Here is an 18,923-nt window from a genome sequence, read left to right on the forward strand (position 1 = left end):
GGCTACTTGCCTTCCGCCGGCGGAGTCGAAGGGTCGGGCCAGACGCCGATGTGGTCGGGTTCGAGTTCGAGGAGGACGCGGGTGTGGAGGGAGAGGGCTTCGGTGTAGTCGCGGGGGAGTTGGAGGCGGCCGGCGCGGTCGAGGGTGGCGTATTCGCGGGCGACGACGGACTCCTGGCCGTGTTCGTCGACCTCGGTGTGGCGGACGACCTCGGAGGCGGTGCGGCCGTCGCGGATGGCGACCGTGCGGCGGACGGCGTTGGCGACGGCGTGGTCGTGGGTGACGACCACGACGGTGGTGCCCAGTTCCTCGTTGGCGGTGCGGAAGGCCGCGAAGACCTGCTCGCCGGTGACGGAGTCGAGTTCGCCGGTGGGTTCGTCGGCGAGGATCACCGCGGGGTTGTTGGCCAGGGCCACGGCGATCGCGGCGCGCTGCTGCTCGCCGCCGGACATCTGGCCGGGGTGCCGGTCGTGGCAGTAGCCGACGCCGAGCATGTCGAGGAGTTCGCCCGCGCGGGCGGCCCGCTGCCGCTTGGAGCGCAGGCCCTCGGTGCGGCCGGAGAGCTGCATGGGCAGCACCACGTTCTGCGCGGCGGTGAGATACGGCAGCAGGTTGCGGGCGGTCTGCTGCCAGACGAAGCCGACCACCTCGCGGCGGTACCGCAGCCGGGCCTTGGCGTCCATCGACAGCAGGTCGTAGCCGCCGACCGCCGCCGCGCCCGCGGTGGGCACGTCGAGCCCGGCGAGGATGTTGAGCAGCGTGGACTTGCCGCTGCCCGACGCCCCGACCAGGGCCATCAACTCGCCCTTGGCGACGAGCAGGTCGAGCCCCTGCAGGGCCTGCACCTCGACGCCGTCCGCGGTGAAGATCCGTACCAGCCGGTCGCAGCTGATCAGCGCGTCCTTGCCGTACGCGGGCCGGTCGCGCCGCTCGGCGGCCTGCCGTTCCAGCTCGGCGAGGCTGCTGACCGGCGCGGCCGCCCCGGCGGTGTCCTGTGCGGTGCTCATACGCGGTCTCCCACTCTCAACTCCGTGCTCTCACGCCGCCGTCCGCTCAGCCACACCTGCGCCAGCAGCACCGCGAAGGCCAGTACCAGCAGCCCGGCCGACGGCAGGGCCAGCGACCACGGATCGGCCCGCAGGCCGAGCCCGAAGTCGACCGGTACCAGATCCTGGCGGCCGGAGCCGAAGGTGAGGGCCCGCAGATCGACCCCGGGGCCCAGCAGCGGGATCACCGCCAGGCCGACCAGTACGCCACCGCCCGCGGCGAGCAGCACCTGCGGCAGCATCTCCAGAAGTACCAGCCGCCGCGCCTGGCGGCGGGTCATTCCCATGGTGCGCAGCCTGGCCAGCAGCGTGGCACGGCCGGGGGCCGCCTGCAGCAGCGACAGCAGCATGGCCAGCGCGCTGTAGGCGGCGCCCGCCGCCACCGCCGCCAGGTACAGACGGCGCGCACCGTGCTGCAGCGTGGTGTCGTTCAGCGCGGCCCGCTGCTCGCTGCGCAGCAGCACCGTCACGTACGCGGTGGACTTCGCGGCCACGGCGTGCAGCGCCTTGCCGTCGATGTGCTTGCCTGGCGCGTTCATCGCCAGCAGCACGGTGGGGGCGGTGTACTGGTTGTACGACGCCATGTCCGCGTGCCGTGCGGCCAGTTGGCGCGACGAGACGATCACGAAGTCGGTGCCGGGCGCGGCGGGCGTCGTCGACAGCACTCCCGCGGCCCTGATGCTCGTGGAGCCGACCGTCGACTCGATGGTGGTGGTCCCGTGGCCCAGCACCGAGGCGAGCCGGGGGGAGAGCACCGCGGGCAGCGGGCCGGAGCCGGTGCCGGGGCCGTCGAGGGCCGCGGCGGGGAAGGCGGGCAGCCCGATCGCGTGGGTGAGCGCGGCGTACGCGTCCGGGTCGACGATCACCAGCGCGTACGAGGTCCCGAAGGCGACGGTGGGGCTGTTGGGCTCGACCCGGACGGTGAGCATCCGGCCGATCCCGGCGACCTTCCGTACCTGGTCGGGCAGTTGCTGCGGCAGCGCGAAGCGGGCGTCGATCCGGGCGTCGGCGCCGACGGTGGCGGTCGCCGCCCGGTCGCGGCCGTGGTCGATACCGGCCAGCACCGAGCCGCCGAAGGACGCCACGGTCAGCGACACCAGCAGCGCCAGCAGCGGAAGCTGGCTGGTGGCGGGGGAGCGGCCCGCGCGGGCCAGCCCGAGATGGGTGACGGCGCCGGACAGCCGCGCCGCCGGGCGGGCCAGCAGTCGTAGCGGCAGCGGGTACACCCGCAGCAGCACCAGCGCCGCGGCCACCGCCACCAGCACCGGAGCCGCCGCCAGATACGGGTCGCTGCCGCTGTCCGTACCGCGCTGGCGCAGCGCGACCACCGCGCCCACCACCAGTACGGTGACGGTCAGTTCGGCCACCAGGCGGCGGCGCGACGGGCGGGCCGCCGCGACGTCCTCCCGGGCCGCGGGGCGCGGCTTGCGCACCGCCGCTGCCGCGCGCAGCGGCAGCGCCAGGGCGGCCGCCACGGTGACCGCGGCGCCGAGCAGCACCGGCAGCATGTATCTGTCGCCGGGCAGTAGGTACAGCGCGAGCGCGGTGCCCGCCGCGCCGCCGGGCACGGCAGCGGCCGTCGTCTCCGACAGCAGCCGCCGGAAGATGCCGCGCAGCGAGCCGCCGCGCGAGCGCAGCAGGGCGATCTCACCGCGGCGGCGTTCGGCGGCGAGCCCGCCCGCCATCAGCAGCACCGCGAACGCCGTCGTGCCCACGCCGACCGCCGCGATCAGCACCAGCGGCGATGCGGCGGAACGCTCCTTGGAGAAGGCGTCGAGCACATCGCCGACACCGCCGGTGACATGCACCCCGGAGCCGGTCTCCCCCTGGAGCCGCGCGGCGTCGGGACCGGTTTCCAGGGACGACAACTGGCGCTGCAGCGCGGGCACCTCGTGCGCGGACAGTCCCGAGGTGTCCACCGGGTGGTGCCAGTAGAGCGTGATGTTGGAGCCGAGCATCGGCAGCGAGCCGGCGCCGAAGCGGTTCAGCAGCACGGTGAAGTGCCAGTAGGTGTGCGGCTCGTCGCCGAGCGCGACCGGCGGCGAGGTGACGTGCGGCTCCAGCAGGTCGGGGTCCTCGTTCCAGTACGGCGAGGACGGCCGGAGCGGGGCGACGATGCCGGAGATGGTCACGGCCAGCGGTTCCGGGGAGAGTTTGCGCAGGTGCAGGGTCTGGCCGACCTTGAGGTGCAGCACCTGCGCGGTCTTCTCGGTGACCACGCCCTCGATGTGCATCTGCGAGCTGCCGCCCTGGGCGTCGTCCACGCTGGCGCGCGGCAGCCGTCCGGCCACCATCCGTACCTGCGCGTCGAGTCCGGCCTGGGCGACCAGGTCGGCGCCCGGTGCGTGCTCCGAGGTACGCGGCAGCTCCGGGTCGGTCACCATGGGCTCGTCGGCGGTGCGCGCCCCGTAGACGGCCTGGCCCTTCTTCAGCTTCAGCGGCGGCCGGACGATGTGCTGGAAGTCCTGCTCCACCGTGTCGATCGAGGACGGCGCCAGAGGGTCGGTGGCGCTCTCGGCCGACGGCGAGTAGGAGTCGGTGAGGCTGACGCCCTGGTCGCGGATCTGCGCCTGCCCGATCGCCTCGCGCAGCGCGGTGTTCTCGTAGCGGTCGATGGACCGGGGGAGCGAGGCCGCCAGGAAGGCGGTGACCAGGACGAGGACAGCCGTCGCCAGGGCCGCGGCGGGCGCGGAGCGCAGCCGCACCCGCACCCACGACGTCAGCACACGCCCCGCCGTCTCTGCGGCCACGGCGTCGGGAGCCGTCTCGGTATCAGACTCCGGCGCCGTCTCCGGCTCACGCGCGTTGTCCGCCATCTCAGTCCTCCCCCTGGCGACGCAGTGCCGACGCCGGATCGCCGCGCCGGATCGCCGTCGCCAGCACCACCAGGAGGGGGGCTGCCAGGACCACGGCCAGCAGTTCTACGAGGGGTCCGGCCGGGAGCCGGACCAGCAGGGTCGGGACGGGCTGGGCGGCCTGCGCGGTGAGCACGATCAGCGGCGTCACCAGCCGGGTGAGCAGCGCCCCGAGCGCCACCCCCACCAGCAGCGAGATCAGCACCAGCAGCCCCTGCTCCGCGGCGATCATCCGGGCGAGCTTGCGGCGGGGCGCGCCGAGCGCCCGCAGCACCGCGAACTCGGCGTTGCGCTCGCGGATCGCGCCCGCCGAGCTGACGGCGAAGCCGACCGCGGCCAGTACGGCGGCGGCGATCACCGCGGCGGGCAGCGCGGACTGCGGCCCGGCGCCGAGCGGGTCGGCGCGCAGCTCGGCCGCGCTCTCGTCCCGTACCAGCAGCGTGTCGATGTCGTTGCGGGCCCGCAGGGTGGCGGCCACCTGGGCGGTGCTGCCGGGCTTGGTGGCCACCCACCACTCGGTGGGCTGCAGCGGGGTCGCGTCCTGCGACTCCAGCAGCTGGTTGACGGCGCGCAGGTCGAGCAGCATCCCGCCGACGTTCCTGTCCCCGCCGTCGGTGGCGCTCGCGCCGCCCTGGGCGCCGGAGGTGTCCGAGGTGTCCGGCACGGCGGTGTCCTGGTCGACGGTGCCGGGCATCGCGTGCACCGAGCCGACGATCCGCACGGGGGCGTCCACGCCGTTCAGGGTGATCTGGACCGAGCTGCCGACCTTCGCGCCGACCGCCCGCAGGTAGTCGTCGGTGGCCACCGCGGTCAGGGTGGGCGCGTCGGGGTGCGGGGCCCGCGAGTGCACGGTCACCGTCGGCGGCTGCTGGTACGAATTGGGCGCGTACTCGATCTTGCCGGTCCGGTAGGTGAGGCTGAATAGCGCCGGACCGTCGGTGTGGGGGTCGAAGGCGCCCGGCGCCACGTTCGACGGCAGGTCGGACAGCGACGGGTCGTCGAACGCCACATCCGAGTTCCAGGACTGCCCGGCGGCCCGGCCCAGCGGCGTGACCTTGCCGTCGGTGCCGGTGATCCGCGCGTCGGACAGGCTGAGCACGCGGGACTCGGCCTGCCCGGGGACGGTGAAGACGGTGTCGATCCGCACCAGCCGCAGCGGCCCGGAGGGCGCGCCTCCCGCGGAGCCCAGCGAGGACGCCAGGTCCAGGGTGAGGACGTGCGGGGCGCCGTCGGGCGGCAGGTCGCCGAGCGAGAAGTCGTAGTCCACGCCCAGGCCGTCGACCAGCGTCGCGCTCAGGTGGTCGGCGACGTCGGGGATGTCGGTGTGCGGCAGCGCGCCGCCGCCCGGTGCGGTCGCGCGCAGGGTCGCGGTGAAGGCGACCGTGGCGGTGTCGCCGGGCATGGCGAAGCCGGAGGTGGTGGTCGGCGCGGCCGCCGAACCCTTCGCGCCGCCGTGCAGCGGCGCCAGCACGTCGGCGACGGAACGGCCGCCGGTCAGGTCGGAGCGGAACCGCATCGAGGAGGCCGCCGCCTTGGTGTCGATCACCAGCGCGGTCGCGTTGCGCTGCTGGGTCAGCAGCAGCTGGCTGCGGGTGGCGGGGGCCGCCGCGGTGATGCCGGGGACATGGCTGAAGATCCCGGCCTGCGCGAACGGCGGGGTGGTCATCCCGGTGACCCGGATGTCCGCGCCGACGGTGAAGTCCGCCTGGTCGCGCTGCGAACGGTCCCAGCTCGCGCCCTGGCCGATCGCGAACATCCCCATCGCCACGGCGAGCACCAGCAGCAGCACCGCGCCCGCGCCGCGCCGGGGCCGGCGCGCGAGCTGCCAGCCCGCGAGCGCCAGCGCGAGGCCGCGCCCGCCGGCCGCCCGCCGCTCGGCGAGCCTGGCGGCCAGCGGCAGCAGCCGCAGCACCAGGACCGTCCCGGCGAGCAGGCAGAGGGCGGGCGCGGCGACCAGCACCGGGTCCACCCCGAGGCCGCCGCTGCTGGTGGTGCTCAGCGCGCCGCTGCCGGACGCCCGGCGCTGCAACTGCCAGTACGCGACGCCCGCGATCAGCAGCAGACCGAGGTCGGCGCCGGCCTGGAGCGGACCGGGCAGCGCGCCGCGCCGGGACCGCGCCGCCCGCTGCGCCGCGTAGGAGCCGCTGGTCCGCAGCGCGGGCACGATCACCGCGAAGGCGCAGGCCAGCGCCGCGCACAGCGACACCAGCCAGGCCGCCGCGGCGCTGCCGTCGCCGAGGGAGACACCGGTACGCGCCATCGCGCCGGTACCGGCCAGCATCCGGGTCACCGGACCGGCCAGCAGCGGCGCCACCAGTACGGCGGGCAGCGCCAGCAGCACCGCCTCACCGGCCGCGAGCCGGGCCACCCGGACACGGGAGCCGCCGCGGGCCCGCAGCAGCGCGGTCTCCCCGGCGCGCTCCTCGGCCAGCAGTTGGGCGACCAGCAGCAGGGCGAACCCGGCGAGGATGACGAGTTGCAGCGCGCTGATCAGCAGCGTGGAGCGGGTGACCAGCATGCTGCGCCGCAGGCCCTCCAGCAGCGCGGGCAGCCCGCTGGACGCCTGGGTGGCGGAGGTCGCCGCGTCGTCGCGCAGATTGCCGATCGTCTGGCGTACGCCGGTCTCCAGCGCGGTGATCCGGCCCGCGGTGGCGGTGGCGAAGTCACCGGTGGCCTGCCAGGACATCGCGGCGGCCGTGACCCGTCCCGACGCGAAGGTGCCGGGGTCGGCCAGCATCGGCCCGTAGGTGGTGAAGGCGACGGTGTGGATACCGCGGCCGTCCAGCGGGTCGAGGTGCCAGTACGGGGTGGTCCGGTCGACGGGCTTGTAGACGCCGGAGACCCGGATGTGCAGCGGCTTGCCGCCCAGCCGGTCGGTGAGGGTGAGCGCGGTGCCGGGGTGCAGCTTCAGCGCCTGTGCGACGGCTTCCGGGACCGCGACGTCGACAGGACCGGTGCCGCCCGCGGCGGCGGCGCCCGGCCAGGCGCCGCCCACCAGCGTCACGCGCGCCCGGTCGAAGGTGGCCAGCAGCGTCAGATCGGGGTCGGTGCTCTTGGACGTGCCCGCCGGGCGCAGCGCGAGCGGCAGCCCGTAGGGCCCCGAGCGGGTGGACGACACGACCGTGGAGGGCAGTCCGGCGAAGGCGCCGCCCACGGTCCGGCGAACGGCCGAATCCAGCCCCTTGCGGTCCAGGCCCGCCACGTTCGCCGTCACCTCGACGGTGGCCTGGTCGGCGGCCTGGTGCTGGAGGGTGCGGCGCAGCGCCGCGTCACCGATGGCGCTCGTGAACGCCGTGAAGGTGGCCAGCACGCTCGTGGTGAGCAGCACGGTGAGCAGGGCGGCGGTCAGCAGCAGCCGGTGCGCGCGGACGCGCAGCAGCACAAAACCCGTCACCGGCTATCCCCCGTCTCGTTGCTGTCTGGATGCTCTAACAGCGGGGGCGGGTTGACCAGTGTGCGAGATTGTCGAAATGCGATCGTGACCGACCGCTTGGCGGACGCGTTACCTCCGCAAGAGGTGGCTTTCAGCCGGGGGTGTTGACCATGGACGCCGCCGCGTACACCAGGTAGTCCCACAACTGCGTCTCGTGTGCGGGTTCGAGCCCCAACTCGTCGACGGCGGCCCGCATATGGCGCAGCCACGCGTCATGTGCGGCCTGGTTCACGGCGAACGGCGCGTGCCGCATCCGCAGCCGCGGGTGGCCGCGGTTGTCGCTGTACGTACGGGGTCCGCCCCAGTACTGCATGAGGAAGAGGGCCAGCCGCTCCTCGGCGGGGCCCAGATCCTCCTCCGGGTACATCGCCCGCAGCTCGGGATCGGCCGCGACCCCCTGGTAGAAGAGGTGCACCAGACGGCGGAAGGTGGCTTCGCCGCCGACCAGCTCGTAGAACGTCTGCTGCTGCAGCGTGCCGCGCGGGATCTCATTCACCCTCCCATGGTCGCAGACGCCCCGGCCGAGTACCGGGGTCGTAGGACCGCCGCCGCGGGCGCACGATGGAGGCATGGCGGAACCAGAGGCGCACCCGGGCGCGGAACCCGGTCCCGGGGGAGGCGACCGGCGGTACCGGGTCGCGGCCACCGCGCTGCGCAACCGCATGGTGCGGCGGATCGTCGCGGGCGGCGGGCTCACCGACCCGGCCTGGCGGGCCGCCTTCGCCGAGGTGCCGCGGCACCTGTTCGTGCCCGCCGGCCGGACCTCGGGGGACGACGCCGACCCGCGGCGCCGGCTGCGGACGCTGGCCGGGGCCTACGCCGACCAGCCGATCGCCACCCATGTGGTCGGCGGCGAGCTGGTCTCCTCCAGCAGCCAGCCGTCGCTGATGGCGCTGATGTGCGAGGCGCTGGAGGTCACCGACGGCATGCGGGTGCTGGAGGTCGGCGCGGGGACCGGCTACAACGCCGCGCTGCTGGCCCACCGGCTCGGCCCGGACGCCGTCACCACCATCGACCTCGACCGGGAGATCACCGACGCCGCCCGCGCCCACCTGGACGCCTACGGCTCGCCCGCCGCCCGGTCCGTCACGGTCGTCACCGGCGACGGCGCCGCGGGCCACCCGCCGGGAGCGCCGTACGACCGGATCATGGCCACCTGCGAGCTGCCGTCGATCCCGGCGCCCTGGCTGGCGCAGGTGCTACCGGGCGGCCGGGTCCTGGCGCCCTACGCGACCGGCCTGATCGACCTCACCGTCTACGGGCCGGAGCGGGCCGAGGGCCGCTTCCTGTCCACTCCCGCGTTCTTCGTGCCGCTGCGCGGCCCGGCGGGACGGGTGCCGATGCTGCCGCCGCCCGACGAGGCCGAGACGGTCCGGGACAGCGGCACCCCGCCCCGCGTCGTCGGCAACGACCTCTTCCGCTTCCTGCTCACCCTGGTGGTGGGTCCGCTGGACATCGTCTGGTCGCCGACCACCGGCGACGCGCGGCTGACGGCCGCCGACGGCTCGGCGGCCCGCGCCGCCACCGACGGCACCGTCCACCTCAGCGGCCCGCGCGACCTGTGGGCGCTCGCCGAGTCCGCCCACGCGCTGTTCCGCGAGTACGACCACCCGCCGCGGGCCCGCTTCGGCCTGACCGTCGAGGGAACGCGCCAGCGGGCCTGGCTGGACTCGCCGGAAGGACCGCATCGCTGGGACCTGACCGTCTGACCCGGCCCTCAGGCCAGCGGCTCCCAGACCGCCGCGTCGTGCGCGAACAGGATCCGCCGCGGGTCGAAGGCGAGCAGCCGCGCCACCCACGGATCGGGCGCGGGCAGCGGCGGCCGCGCCCCGTCCCCGACCGCCACCGCGGCCAACTGCGCGGCGGCGAAGGCCGACGCCGAGGTGTGGGTCTGACCGGCCAGCACCACGGTGCCGTCGGCCCGGCGCACCACCAGCGACTGATGGCCCACGGTGTGGCCGGGGGTGGGGACGACCCACACCCCGGGCAGCACCTCGGCCTCACCGGACAGCTCCTCGTACCGCGCCCCGGGGAAGCCCACCAGGTGCTCGGGGGAGTGGCCGCCGCCGCGGGCCGCCGACAGCTCGGCGGACTGCACCACGATCGGGGTGCCGGGGAAGAGCGGGTTGCCGCCGATGTGGTCGAAGTGCATATGGCAGTTGACCACCAGCGAGATGTCCGCCGCCGCCACCCCGGCCCCGGCCAGCGCCGCCCCCAGCGGGCGCCGGTACGGCCGGTAGTGCGCGTCCGTTTCCGGGTCCGCGGTGCCGATACCGGTGTCGAAGAGCACCAGGTCGTCCCCGCGGCGCACCAAGTAGCACAGCGCGGGCTCCACCCGGGGCTCGCCGTCCCCGGTCTCCGAGCCAGGCCGCACGAACCAGCCGAGGTCGAGGCGGCGCAGCGCCGGTTCCGCGGTCATCTCCCGCTCCTCACACCCGGCGCAGCGTGATCGTCGTCCACGCCCCGACATGGACCCGGTCGCCCTCGGCCAGCGGCACCGGGGTGTACGGGCGGATGGTGTCCTCGCCGAGGTTGACGGTGGTGCCGTTGGTGGAGTCCTGGTCGACCACCGCCCAGCTCCCGTCCGGCTGCTGCACCAGGACGGCGTGCTGGTGCGAGACCCCCGGGTCCTCCGGGGCCCTGGACAGGTCGATGTCGGGCGCCTCGCCGGTGCTGTGGCGGCGGCGCCCGATGGTGATCTGGTTGCCGATCAGCGGCAGTTGCACCTCGGGCGAGAACGCGGGGAAGTACAGGCCCTGCGCCTCGGGACCGCTGCGGGCCATCATCGTGGTGAAGTACTCGCGGTCGGCGCCGACCACCGCGATCCACGCGGTGCCGCGGCCCGCGGCGGCCTGCCCGGACGAGGAGTCCGGCCCCGCCTCCGGCTCCTGCGGCCGGACCGGGAGCCGTACCACCGGCGCCATGCGCTCCTCCGGCTCGGCCGGGACCGTCGGCGCGACCGGGGCCACCCTCGGCGCGGGCGCCACCGGCGTGATCGGCGACACCGGGGGCGCGGGCGGCACCGGGGTCGACGGCGGGTCGAGCAGGAAGTCCCCCGACCCCGAGGTGACCGTCACCGACGCGTCAGGCACCGGCTCCGCGGGCCGGTTCACCTGCGAGGGCCGGGAGCGCTGCGACTCGTACCGCTGGTACGGCGGGAAGCCCGGCGCGGTCGGCGGCGGGGGTGGCGGGGCCACGAAGGTGGTGGCGGAGTGGGTGCGGAAGTTGTAGCGGCACTCCTCGCAGAAGAGCGCCGCGCCCTCCCGGGGTGTCCCGCACTCCGGGCACAGCTCGGCCGCCGCCGTCATGTCCGGGTCGTACGCCGCGCGGGACGAGACGCCCGGCGACGTGGACACGGGCGAGGCCGACGAAGAAGCGGACGACGACGAGGCGGACGAGGACGCCGACGGCGGCCGGGTGCCGTAGGACGAACTCGACGGCGCGGCCATCCGCATCCCGCAGACCTCGCACCAGTCGTCGGTGCCGGACTGATGGCCGTTGGGACAAGTGGGCATGGTGCGTGCTCCCCCTCCGCCCGCCGGGGCGGCTCCACAGGCTGTGCGGACCTACGTCCTCGTAGTTCTACGTCCTACCCACGTTTGCCCGTCTCGGCCTGCCGGCTTGCTTACTTCTTCACACGTACGGTCTTCGTCGACCGTGTCTCCAGTGTCATCTCGTCGGCGTCGGCTACCCGGGCCTTGAGGCGCACAGTACCGCTCGCCGCGTCGACCACGTCCACCACCTTCGCCAGCAGCTTGGCGGTGTCCTCGTTGCCCGAGGCGCTGGCGAGCTGCACGGCGCGGCCCAGTTTCGCCGTCGCGCCGTCCATGTCACCGGACTTGCGGGCCTCCAGGCCCTGCTGGATCACCTGGGCCAGCTCGGCCTGGCCGGTGTAGTGCGCGACCTGCGGGTTGATCCGGGTGGAGGCCGCCATGTCGTCGGTCCACACCGCCCGCACCAGGCCCTGGCCCAGCACCTGCGGGGTGCCGTCGGGCTGCGGCAGCACCAGCGACAGCCGGGCGGCGAGCATCTCCTGGCCGACACCGGCGGCCGGGACCTGCACGCACACGTGGTAGTCGCGGGACTCGTCGCCCCAGGACCCGGTGGGGTAGTCACCCGCCCGCGGCCCGGCCTCGGTACGGCGCCCGCTGAGATCCTCCACGGTCGGCGCGACCTGCTTCACGAACCTGATCTCGGAGCCCTGCGGGGTCCACAGCCGCAGACTCACGTCCGCGACCTCCTTGCCCATCGCCGTCTCCATCATCGACTGGAAGTCGGCCGACAGACCGGTCGGGTCGGCGACGATGTCGACCGAGCCCAGCATCGCCGAGGCGATCCCGGTCAGCTCCTTGACCTCCCAGTCGGTGCCGACGCCGCGCGCGTCACAGGTGAAACGGCCGGTGCAGGCGTCCAGCGTGGACCGCAGATCCTCCGGCTTCTCGTGCTCGTTGCGGCCGTCGGTGAGCAGGATGCCGTGCCGTATGGCCACATCGCTGCTGGCCAGCAGCTTGTCCGCGAGCCGCAGCCAGGTGCCGATCGCGGTGCCGCCGCCCGCGGTCAGCTTGCGCAGGCTCTGCTTGGCCTGCGCCCGGGTGGTCGGATCGGCCACCGCGAGACCGCCGTTGGCCGGGTAGACCTCGCGGGCCTGGTGGGTGCCGGCGACCACCGCGAAGGCGACCCCGTCGCGGATGGTGTCGATGGCGGCCGCCGTCGCGTCCCGCGCGTTGCGCATCTTCGTCGGCGGATACTCCATCGAGCCCGAGCAGTCGACCATGATGACCACGCCCGCGCTGGGCGCGCCCGACGGGTCGGAGTCGGCGCCCGGCAGCGGCTGGCGGCCGGAGGTGCCGCCGCCGGTCGAGGTGACCGTGACGATCGCGTTGACCTCGCGGCCGCCCTCGTGGAGGAACTCGTTCTGGTAGACGTCGACCGAGAACTGCGGCACGTTCGACTTCGAAAGATTGGCCATCGTAAGCGCTCCTTTAAGGCCCGTTCACAGCCCCGCCCAGTCTCCCGGACCGCCCAGGCGGCCGTCCGGGACGAGGACGGACCTCCTACGCGGGGGGGAATCCTGCCCGGGACACGGCCGCCGGGAACGGCAGCACCGCGACCGTTACGTTGTCGTGCCCGCCGCCGTCCAGCGCCACGCCGACCAGCGCCTGCGCGGTGCGCAGCGGGCGGGTGCGGGCGTCCGGCGGTACGACGGCGGCGAGTTCGGCCGCCGACTCGGCGTAGTTCCACAGCCCGTCGGTGCACACCACGATCACCCCGGGGCCCTCCGGCTGGAAGGCGGCCACGTGCGGGTCGACCTCGACCGCGTCCGCGCCGAGCCAGCCGGTGATGGCGTGCGCGCGCTCGTCGGCGTACGCCTCCGCCTCCGACATCAGCCCGGCCGAGACCATCCTGGCCGCCCAGGAGTCGTCCTCGGTGAGCCGGGCCGACGGCTGGCTGCGGTCGTCGGGAACCCAGTACGCGCGGCTGTCGCCGATCCAGCCGACGGTGAAGACCGGGCCGGTCACCACCGCGCTGACGCAGGTGCAGGCGGGGGAGTTGTGGTGCGGGGGAGCGCCGGGCTCGTCCTCCTCGTCGGCCAGCGCGGTCACCGCGTCGAAGGCCGCCATCAGCGCGCCGCGCATCGCCTCCTCGGCGCCCGTGCCGCGCTCCAGCGCCGCCAGCAGCGACTCGCTGCCCGCGCTCGCGGCGGCGGCCGAGGCGTCGTCCGGGCGGTACGCGGTGGAGACGCCGTCGCAGACCACGGCGGCGACCGCGGGGGTGCCGTCGGACAGCGAGGCGGTGGAGACGGCGAAGGCGTCCTCGTTGCGGTGGTGCCGCAGGCCGCGGTCGCTGACCGCCGCCACCCCCTCCAACTCCTTCTCCTGGTGGTCGCGCTGGCGCGGCTGCGCGTGTCCGCAGTGCTCGCAGTAGCCGTCCGCGTCGACGCCGCCGAGCCCGCAGGCCACGCAGACGGGGCCGCTCTCGGCGCTCTCGGCGCCGCCGGGGCCGCCCGCTTCGGCGGCGGCCGCCGGGTCCTCCCGGGGGTCGACCGCCTGGGCGGGCAGCACCACGCCCAGCGCGAGCGTGTCGCCGTCGGGCGCGTCCGGCGCGTGCGGTGCGGCCGGCGTCTCCGGCTGATCCGGGACGAGGGCCAGCGGCGGCGCGAGGACGAAGGAGTCCGTGGGCGCCTCGGAGTCGAACTCGCCGTCGCCGGCGGCGTCCTGACCGGTGACGCCGTGCGGGCCGGGCGCGGGTTCCGGGCCGGTCGCGGGCTCCGGATCCGGCGCGGGCGGCGCCGCGAGGTCCGCGCCGCAGCTCCCGCAGAACAGGTCGTCGGCCTCCAGCGGTTCCGCGCACGACGGGCAGACCGCGGTGACCGTAGGCGGTGATTCGGGCAGTGGTGGCATCTCGTTCACACCCACGTCCGGGGGCGGAAGCGGTTCGCGCGTTCCACCAGTTCGATCCTCGTACTGCCCTGCTGGGCGAGTCGGGCCAGCACCCGGTACGAGCGCTCCAGGCCGAACCGCAGGCCGCGCTCGCTCAGGTCGGTGCCCAGAACTGCCGTGCCGGGCCCGCCTGTTGACGGTACTCCCGCACCGCCCGCCGCCGGGTCCCCGACACGGCCCGCCAGCACCCAGTCCAGCGCGCTGCCGAGCACCTCGGTCGCGAGCTGCTCGCGGCGGTCGGAGTCGAGACCCTGCTGCTGCAGATGCTCGACCTGCCGTCCGGCGGCCTGGAGGTCGCCGAACAGCGCCTCCTGCGGCGAGCGGTCCCGCAGCCGGGCCCTGATCGCCGCGACCCGCGCCGCGGTGTAGTGGATCGACGACTCGGGCACCGACTCCAGCGCCCGTACCGCGCCGGCCCGGTCGCCCGCCGCCAGCAGCACCCGCGCGAGCCCGAAGGCCGCGCTGACGTAGCTGTGGTCGGTCGTCCACACCAGCCGGTAGTACTCGGCCGCGTTGTCGAGCTGGCCCAGCACCTCGGCGCAGATGCCCAGCGCCAGCTTCGGCGCGGGCTCGCCGGGGAAGGCGTCGTAGACCGCGTCGAAGCTCAGCGCGGCCGTCTCCTGGTCGCCGGTGCACAGCGCGGCCAGCCCGCGGTGCCACACCAGCCGCCAGTCCACGCTGTCGTCCCCGGCGTCGCCGAGCGCCTCCAGCACCTGTCCGGCGCCCTCGGCGTCGCCCATCTCCAGCCGGGCCCGCAGCTCCCGCAGCCGCTTCTCCGTCGAGTCGACGGGCGCGGACTGCAGGGCGGCCACCAGCTCGCCGGGCGCGGCGGCCGAGAGCCCGGCCAGGAAGCCCGCGTTGGGGTCGGAGGGGTCCACGTGCGGGACGGGCAGGGCCAGTACGGCGGCGGCCGCGTCCAGGCGCGCCACGGTCGGCGAGACGGCGGGCGGCGGGCCCCAGTTGGGCAGCGGGGAGCCCGCGACCGTCGGGCTGTAGCCGCCGGCCGGCGCGGGCGCACCGGGGTGGCCCGCGGGCAGCGGGGGAGCGGAGGCGGGCGGCAGGGCCGCGCCGCCGGTGGTCCGCGCCCCGTCCTTCGCCCGGCGGCGGGCCGCCTTCTCCAGCGCCCGGTCGGCGCCCAGCGTCGAGGTGTCGCCTGTCACCGGCCGTACCAACTCGGTGTCCACCACCCGCAGTTCCGGGCCGAAGAGGGTGGACAGCGCCGGTCGCGGCTGGCCGCTCTCCAGCGCCACGACCTCCCGCAGCACCCCCATGAGCTGGTCGGACATCTCCTCCGCCGAGGCGAACCGCTTGTCCGGGTCCGGGTCGGTGGCCCGCACCAGCAGCCGGTAGAAGGACTCGTAGCGGGAGAAGACGTCGATGTTGCCGGGGTCGGGCAGGCTGTCCACGAACACGTTCGTGTAGCCCTGGAAGTCGAAGGTCAGCACCGCCAGGGTGCGGGCCACGGTGTAGAGGTCGGAGGCGACCGACGGGCCGACCTCGGCGACCTCCGGGGCCTGGTAGCCGACCGTGCCGTAGATCGCCGACTCGGTGTCGTCCATCCGGCGGACCGCGCCCATGTCGATGAGTTCGAGCCGGTCCTCGGTCTGGATGGCGTTGTCGACCTTGAAGTCGCAGTAGAGCAGGTTGCGGCTGTGCAGATGGCCGAGGGCCTCCAGCGCCTCGATGGCGTACGCGATCGCCTGCGCCACGGGCAGCGGCTCGCGTCTGCCGTCGGGCGAGCGGCGCTCGTTGGCGATCTCCTTCATCGACTTGCCGCCGACGTACGCCATCACGATGTAGCCGTCGAGGGTGCCGGTGCGCTGGTCGAGGTGCTCGACGAAGTTGTAGATCCGCACGATGTTGGGGTGCTCGATCTCGGCGAGGAAGCGCCGCTCGGAGACGGCCGCGGCCAGCGCGTCCTCGTCCCCGGTGTCCAGCAGGCCCTTGAGCACCACCCAGCGGTCGGAGACCGCCCGGTCCACCGCGAGGTAGATCCAGCCGAGGCCGCCGTGCGCCAGGCAGCCCACCACGTGGTACTGGCCGTGCACGATGTCACCGGCCCGCAGCTTGGGCGTGAAGGAGTACGGGTGGCCGCACTTGGTGCAGAAGCCCTCGGTACGGCCGGGGCGGTCGCCGCGGCTGCGGCCGACGGGCGCGCCGCAGTCGCTCTTGCTGCAGTACCGCTTGCGCTCGGGCACCTCGGGGTTGGCCAGCACCGCGGCCGCCGGGTCCGGCCGGGGGATCGGCGGTACGGAGACCAGGCCCGCGCCGAGCTTGCCGCGGGTGGGCCCGCTGGTGCCGCCCCGGCTGCTGCGCACCGACACCGACCGGCCGCTCGCGCCGGACAGCGAACGGGACAGGCGGCCGGACACCGAGCGCTTGGAGGCGCGCGAGGACGACGACCGCGAGGACCGCGACGACACGGAGGACGACCCCGCGCGCCCGGACTGGCCGCTGCCGCGCGCACCCGGCACCGCGGCGGCCCCCGCGGCCGCCGCGCTCGCCGCGGGCTGCGGCGCGGCGGCGGGCAGCGGGGCCAGACCGCAGGTGTCGCAGTACAGCTCGCCGCCGCCCATGTCCTCCAAGGTCCCGCCGCAACCGGGCCGTTGGCACTTGCTCACGGTGTCCCCCTCAGCCTTTCCACTGAACTCGCGTGTGCTGCACGCGTCTTGCCGTTGCCGGTGTCACTGCCGGTGTCACAGCCTGAGTCATTGCCTGCGTCACTGCCCGCGTCGGTGTCGCGCCGGTCGTCGTGCGGGTCGTCATACCGGGCCCCTGCGGTCCTCGGGGGCCGACGGGTCCTGGGCGCGGGCGGCGCCCAGCTCCGCCACCGCCTGCTGGTACCGCTGCACCGTGCGGTCCGCGGCGGCCAGGTCGCACGGCGCGCTCCACAGCAGGCGGCGCGCCTGGTCGTACCGCTCGATGAGCAGCGGGTCCTCGGCCATACCGAGCCTGGCCACCTTCGCCCGGTAGGCGTCCAGCCGTCCGCGCAGCTCGGCGCGGACCGCCAGCGGGGCGGTCACCGCGGTCAGCGAGTCGCGGGCGCGCAGCAGTTCCTCGTCGGCGTGCTCCTCCAGGCTGTCCAGCAGCGGGGAGAGCCGGTGCCAGTGGGCGTCGCGGCAGAACGCCTCGGCGGTGGCGAGCTGTTCGTGCAGCGCCGCCGCCGGACCGCTGACCGCCGGCACGTCGGAGGCCAGGATCTTGGAGAGCACCTCGACACGGGCGCTGCGCGCCTCGGTCAGGGTGCGGTCGGCGCGGGAGAGCACGTCGCGCAGCCGTATCAGCCGGTGCTCGGCGTCGTCGCGTACGTGCAGCACCGCCTCGACCTCGCGGCGTATCCCGTCCAGGCGGCGGCCCGCCTCCTCGTACCGGTCGGTGTCGGGCCGTCCCGGGGTCGGCGCCGACCGCCAGAAGGCCAGCGGGTCGGAGACGGTACGGGCCCGCAGCTCGGTCAACTCGTCGACGAGCTGCTCCAGTTCGTCGCCCGCGGGGTGCGCGCCGGGACGGACGCCCACCGAGTGGGCCAGCGAGCGTACGCGCTGCGTCTCGGCGGCCAGCAGGTCGATCCGGGCGGGCAGCGCCGACCAGACGGAGTCGGCGGCGGCCACCGTCTCCATGGCCTGGTCGTACCAGCCGTTCATCCGCTCCAGGAGCTGTTCGAGGCTGAGCTGCTCGGTGAGCCGGGCCGGTCCGGTCAGCGAGCGGGCGGCGTCGGGCAGGGCGGCGCCGGTGACGGTCACCCCGGCGCCGCGCAGCAGTTCGGTCAGCCGCGTCAGCTCGGTCTGGGTCGGCCAGCGGCGCCGGGCGCGCAGCTCGCGGGCCGACTCCAGGGCGCCGGTGTACGCCTCGAAGTGGTTCCACAGCAGGGTGATCGCCGCGTCGGTCTCGGCCCACCGCTCCTTGGTGACACCGGTGAGTTCCGCGCCTTCGAGCAGCCGGCGGCCGGAGTGGTCCTGCAGGGCGAGCAGGGAGGACTCGATCGCCTCGTGCTCGGTGCCGAGCCGCGCCAGGGCGCGGTCCACCTCCTCCCGCCCCATCGCAGGTCCGGATGGTCCAGCGACCGCCATCACACCCTCTTTCCGCTGTCCGCGTGCGCTGCTGCTGTCCTGCGGCGACCCACTGTGCGATCTGCTGTGCGACCTACTTGTAGAGCGGCGCCGGGGGTCCTGAGATCCCCGGCAGGTCGGCGGCGAGCCACCGGTGGTACGACGCCATCCAGGGGCTGTCGGCACCGCCCGCGCGGTACGCCTCCAGCACCCGGTTGACCCGGCGGACCAGGTCGCTGTCCTGGTCGGACTTGTTCATGGCGACACCGTACGGCTCGGAGGTGACGGGGCTGCCGACCAGGTGCATCGACGGGTCCTGCGCGGCCTGTCCGGCGGCGAGCGCGTTGTCGGTGAACACCGCGTCCGCCAGGCCCAGTTGCACCCGCACCAGGCAGTCGAGCTGGTTGTCGACCGTCAGCACCTTGGCGCCGAACTTCTGCGCGTCGGACTGGCTGGCGCCCTGCGCCTTACCGGTCAGCTTGCTCTCGCCGGTCGAGCCCTTGGCGGTGCAGACCGTCTTGCCGCGCAGCGAGTCGTCGTACCCGGTGACGGACGAGCCGTCCGGCACCAGGAGCTGCTGGCCCGCCTTGAAGTACGCGGTGGAGAAGGCGACGTCCTTGATCCGGGCGCAGTTGATGGTCATGGTGCGGACCACCATGTCGACCTTGTCCGCCTTGATCATGGGGATGCGCTGGTCGGTCGGGACCGTCAGGTACTGCACCTTGGAGGCGTCGCCCAGGATGTCCTTGGCGATGGCCTTGACGATGTCGATGTCGAAGCCCGCGAGCTGGCCGGTGGCCGGGTCGCGGAAGCCCCACAGATAGCTGTTCTGGTCGACGCCGACGATCAGCCGCCCGCGGTCCTTGATCCGCTGCACCGCGGGGCCGTCGTCCGACCCCGAGCTGGGGCTGAGACTGGCCTCCGGGCTGCCGCAGGTGTCGTCGGAGGCGTACCGCGCGTACGTGACGCCGCCGTGCGGCGCGCTGTGCCCGGTCACCGGGTCCGCGCTGTCGCTCAGCGGCGCCACCGACGCGACGACCGCCAGGGCGCAGGCCGCCGCCATTCCCGCGACCCCACCCCAGCCGCGCCAGCTTCTGCTCACT

At 74.6% G+C, this 18,923-nt stretch carries 12 protein-coding genes; 1 reads left to right on the plus strand and 11 read right to left on the minus strand.

Annotation, left to right across the window (positions count from 1 at the left end; all coding sequences use genetic code 11):
- Nucleotides 1–2: 2 nt before the first annotated feature.
- From AB0M29_RS21720 to AB0M29_RS21735, 4 genes are all read right to left on the minus strand, one after another.
- On the minus strand, nucleotides 3–1,007 hold the full coding sequence (locus tag AB0M29_RS21720; protein WP_365384838.1) for an ABC transporter ATP-binding protein: 1,005 nt from the start codon (nucleotides 1,005–1,007) through the stop codon (nucleotides 3–5).
- Nucleotides 1,004–3,862 (minus strand): FtsX-like permease family protein, encoded by a 2,859-nt coding sequence (locus AB0M29_RS21725; RefSeq protein WP_365384840.1) that lies wholly within the window; start codon nucleotides 3,860–3,862, stop codon nucleotides 1,004–1,006. The genes AB0M29_RS21720 and AB0M29_RS21725 overlap by 4 nt, the downstream gene beginning before the upstream one ends.
- Before the next feature lies 1 nt (nucleotide 3,863).
- Nucleotides 3,864–7,295 carry an ABC transporter permease gene (locus AB0M29_RS21730; protein WP_365384842.1) on the minus strand — a complete coding sequence of 1,144 codons (3,432 nt, stop codon included), beginning with the start codon at nucleotides 7,293–7,295 and terminating at the stop codon, nucleotides 3,864–3,866.
- Between the two features lie 130 nt (nucleotides 7,296–7,425).
- Entirely contained in the window at nucleotides 7,426–7,830 is a 405-nt protein-coding gene (locus AB0M29_RS21735) for a globin (RefSeq protein ID WP_365384844.1), read from the minus strand.
- A 166-nt stretch (nucleotides 7,831–7,996) separates the two neighbouring features.
- Here AB0M29_RS21735 and AB0M29_RS21740 point away from each other — a divergent pair, with 166 nt between their 5' ends.
- Entirely contained in the window at nucleotides 7,997–9,043 is a 1,047-nt protein-coding gene (locus AB0M29_RS21740; protein ID WP_365384882.1) for a methyltransferase domain-containing protein, read from the plus strand.
- Nucleotides 9,044–9,051: 8 nt separating this feature from the next.
- Here the strand turns inward: AB0M29_RS21740 and AB0M29_RS21745 are convergent, their stop codons facing one another.
- The 7 genes from AB0M29_RS21745 to AB0M29_RS21775 all read right to left on the minus strand — a co-directional run bounded on the left by AB0M29_RS21745 (nucleotide 9,052) and on the right by AB0M29_RS21775 (nucleotide 18,883).
- Nucleotides 9,052–9,753: an MBL fold metallo-hydrolase gene (locus AB0M29_RS21745; RefSeq protein WP_365384846.1), complete on the minus strand. Its 702-nt coding sequence runs from the start codon at nucleotides 9,751–9,753 to the stop codon at nucleotides 9,052–9,054.
- A gap of 10 nt (nucleotides 9,754–9,763) precedes the next feature.
- A complete protein-coding gene (locus AB0M29_RS21750; protein WP_365384848.1) occupies nucleotides 9,764–10,849 on the minus strand; it encodes an FHA domain-containing protein in 1,086 nt (361 codons plus the stop codon).
- A 110-nt stretch (nucleotides 10,850–10,959) separates the two neighbouring features.
- On the minus strand, nucleotides 10,960–12,303 hold the full coding sequence (locus AB0M29_RS21755; RefSeq protein WP_365384850.1) for a VWA domain-containing protein: 1,344 nt from the start codon (nucleotides 12,301–12,303) through the stop codon (nucleotides 10,960–10,962).
- A gap of 85 nt (nucleotides 12,304–12,388) precedes the next feature.
- Nucleotides 12,389–13,735, minus strand: a complete 1,347-nt coding sequence (locus AB0M29_RS21760) for a protein phosphatase 2C domain-containing protein (RefSeq protein ID WP_365384884.1) — start codon at nucleotides 13,733–13,735, stop codon at nucleotides 12,389–12,391.
- Between the two features lie 5 nt (nucleotides 13,736–13,740).
- Nucleotides 13,741–16,350: a tetratricopeptide repeat protein gene (locus tag AB0M29_RS21765; RefSeq protein ID WP_365384886.1), complete on the minus strand. Its 2,610-nt coding sequence runs from the start codon at nucleotides 16,348–16,350 to the stop codon at nucleotides 13,741–13,743.
- Between the two features lie 186 nt (nucleotides 16,351–16,536).
- Nucleotides 16,537–17,841 (minus strand): hypothetical protein, encoded by a 1,305-nt coding sequence (locus AB0M29_RS21770; RefSeq protein ID WP_365384852.1) that lies wholly within the window; start codon nucleotides 17,839–17,841, stop codon nucleotides 16,537–16,539.
- A 73-nt stretch (nucleotides 17,842–17,914) separates the two neighbouring features.
- Nucleotides 17,915–18,883, minus strand: a complete 969-nt coding sequence (locus AB0M29_RS21775) for a glutamate ABC transporter substrate-binding protein (RefSeq protein WP_365384888.1) — start codon at nucleotides 18,881–18,883, stop codon at nucleotides 17,915–17,917.
- Nucleotides 18,884–18,923: the final 40 nt, after the last annotated feature.

The sequence above is a fragment of the Streptomyces sp. NPDC051976 genome (assembly GCF_040680795.1).
GTDB lineage: Bacteria > Actinomycetota > Actinomycetes > Streptomycetales > Streptomycetaceae > Actinacidiphila.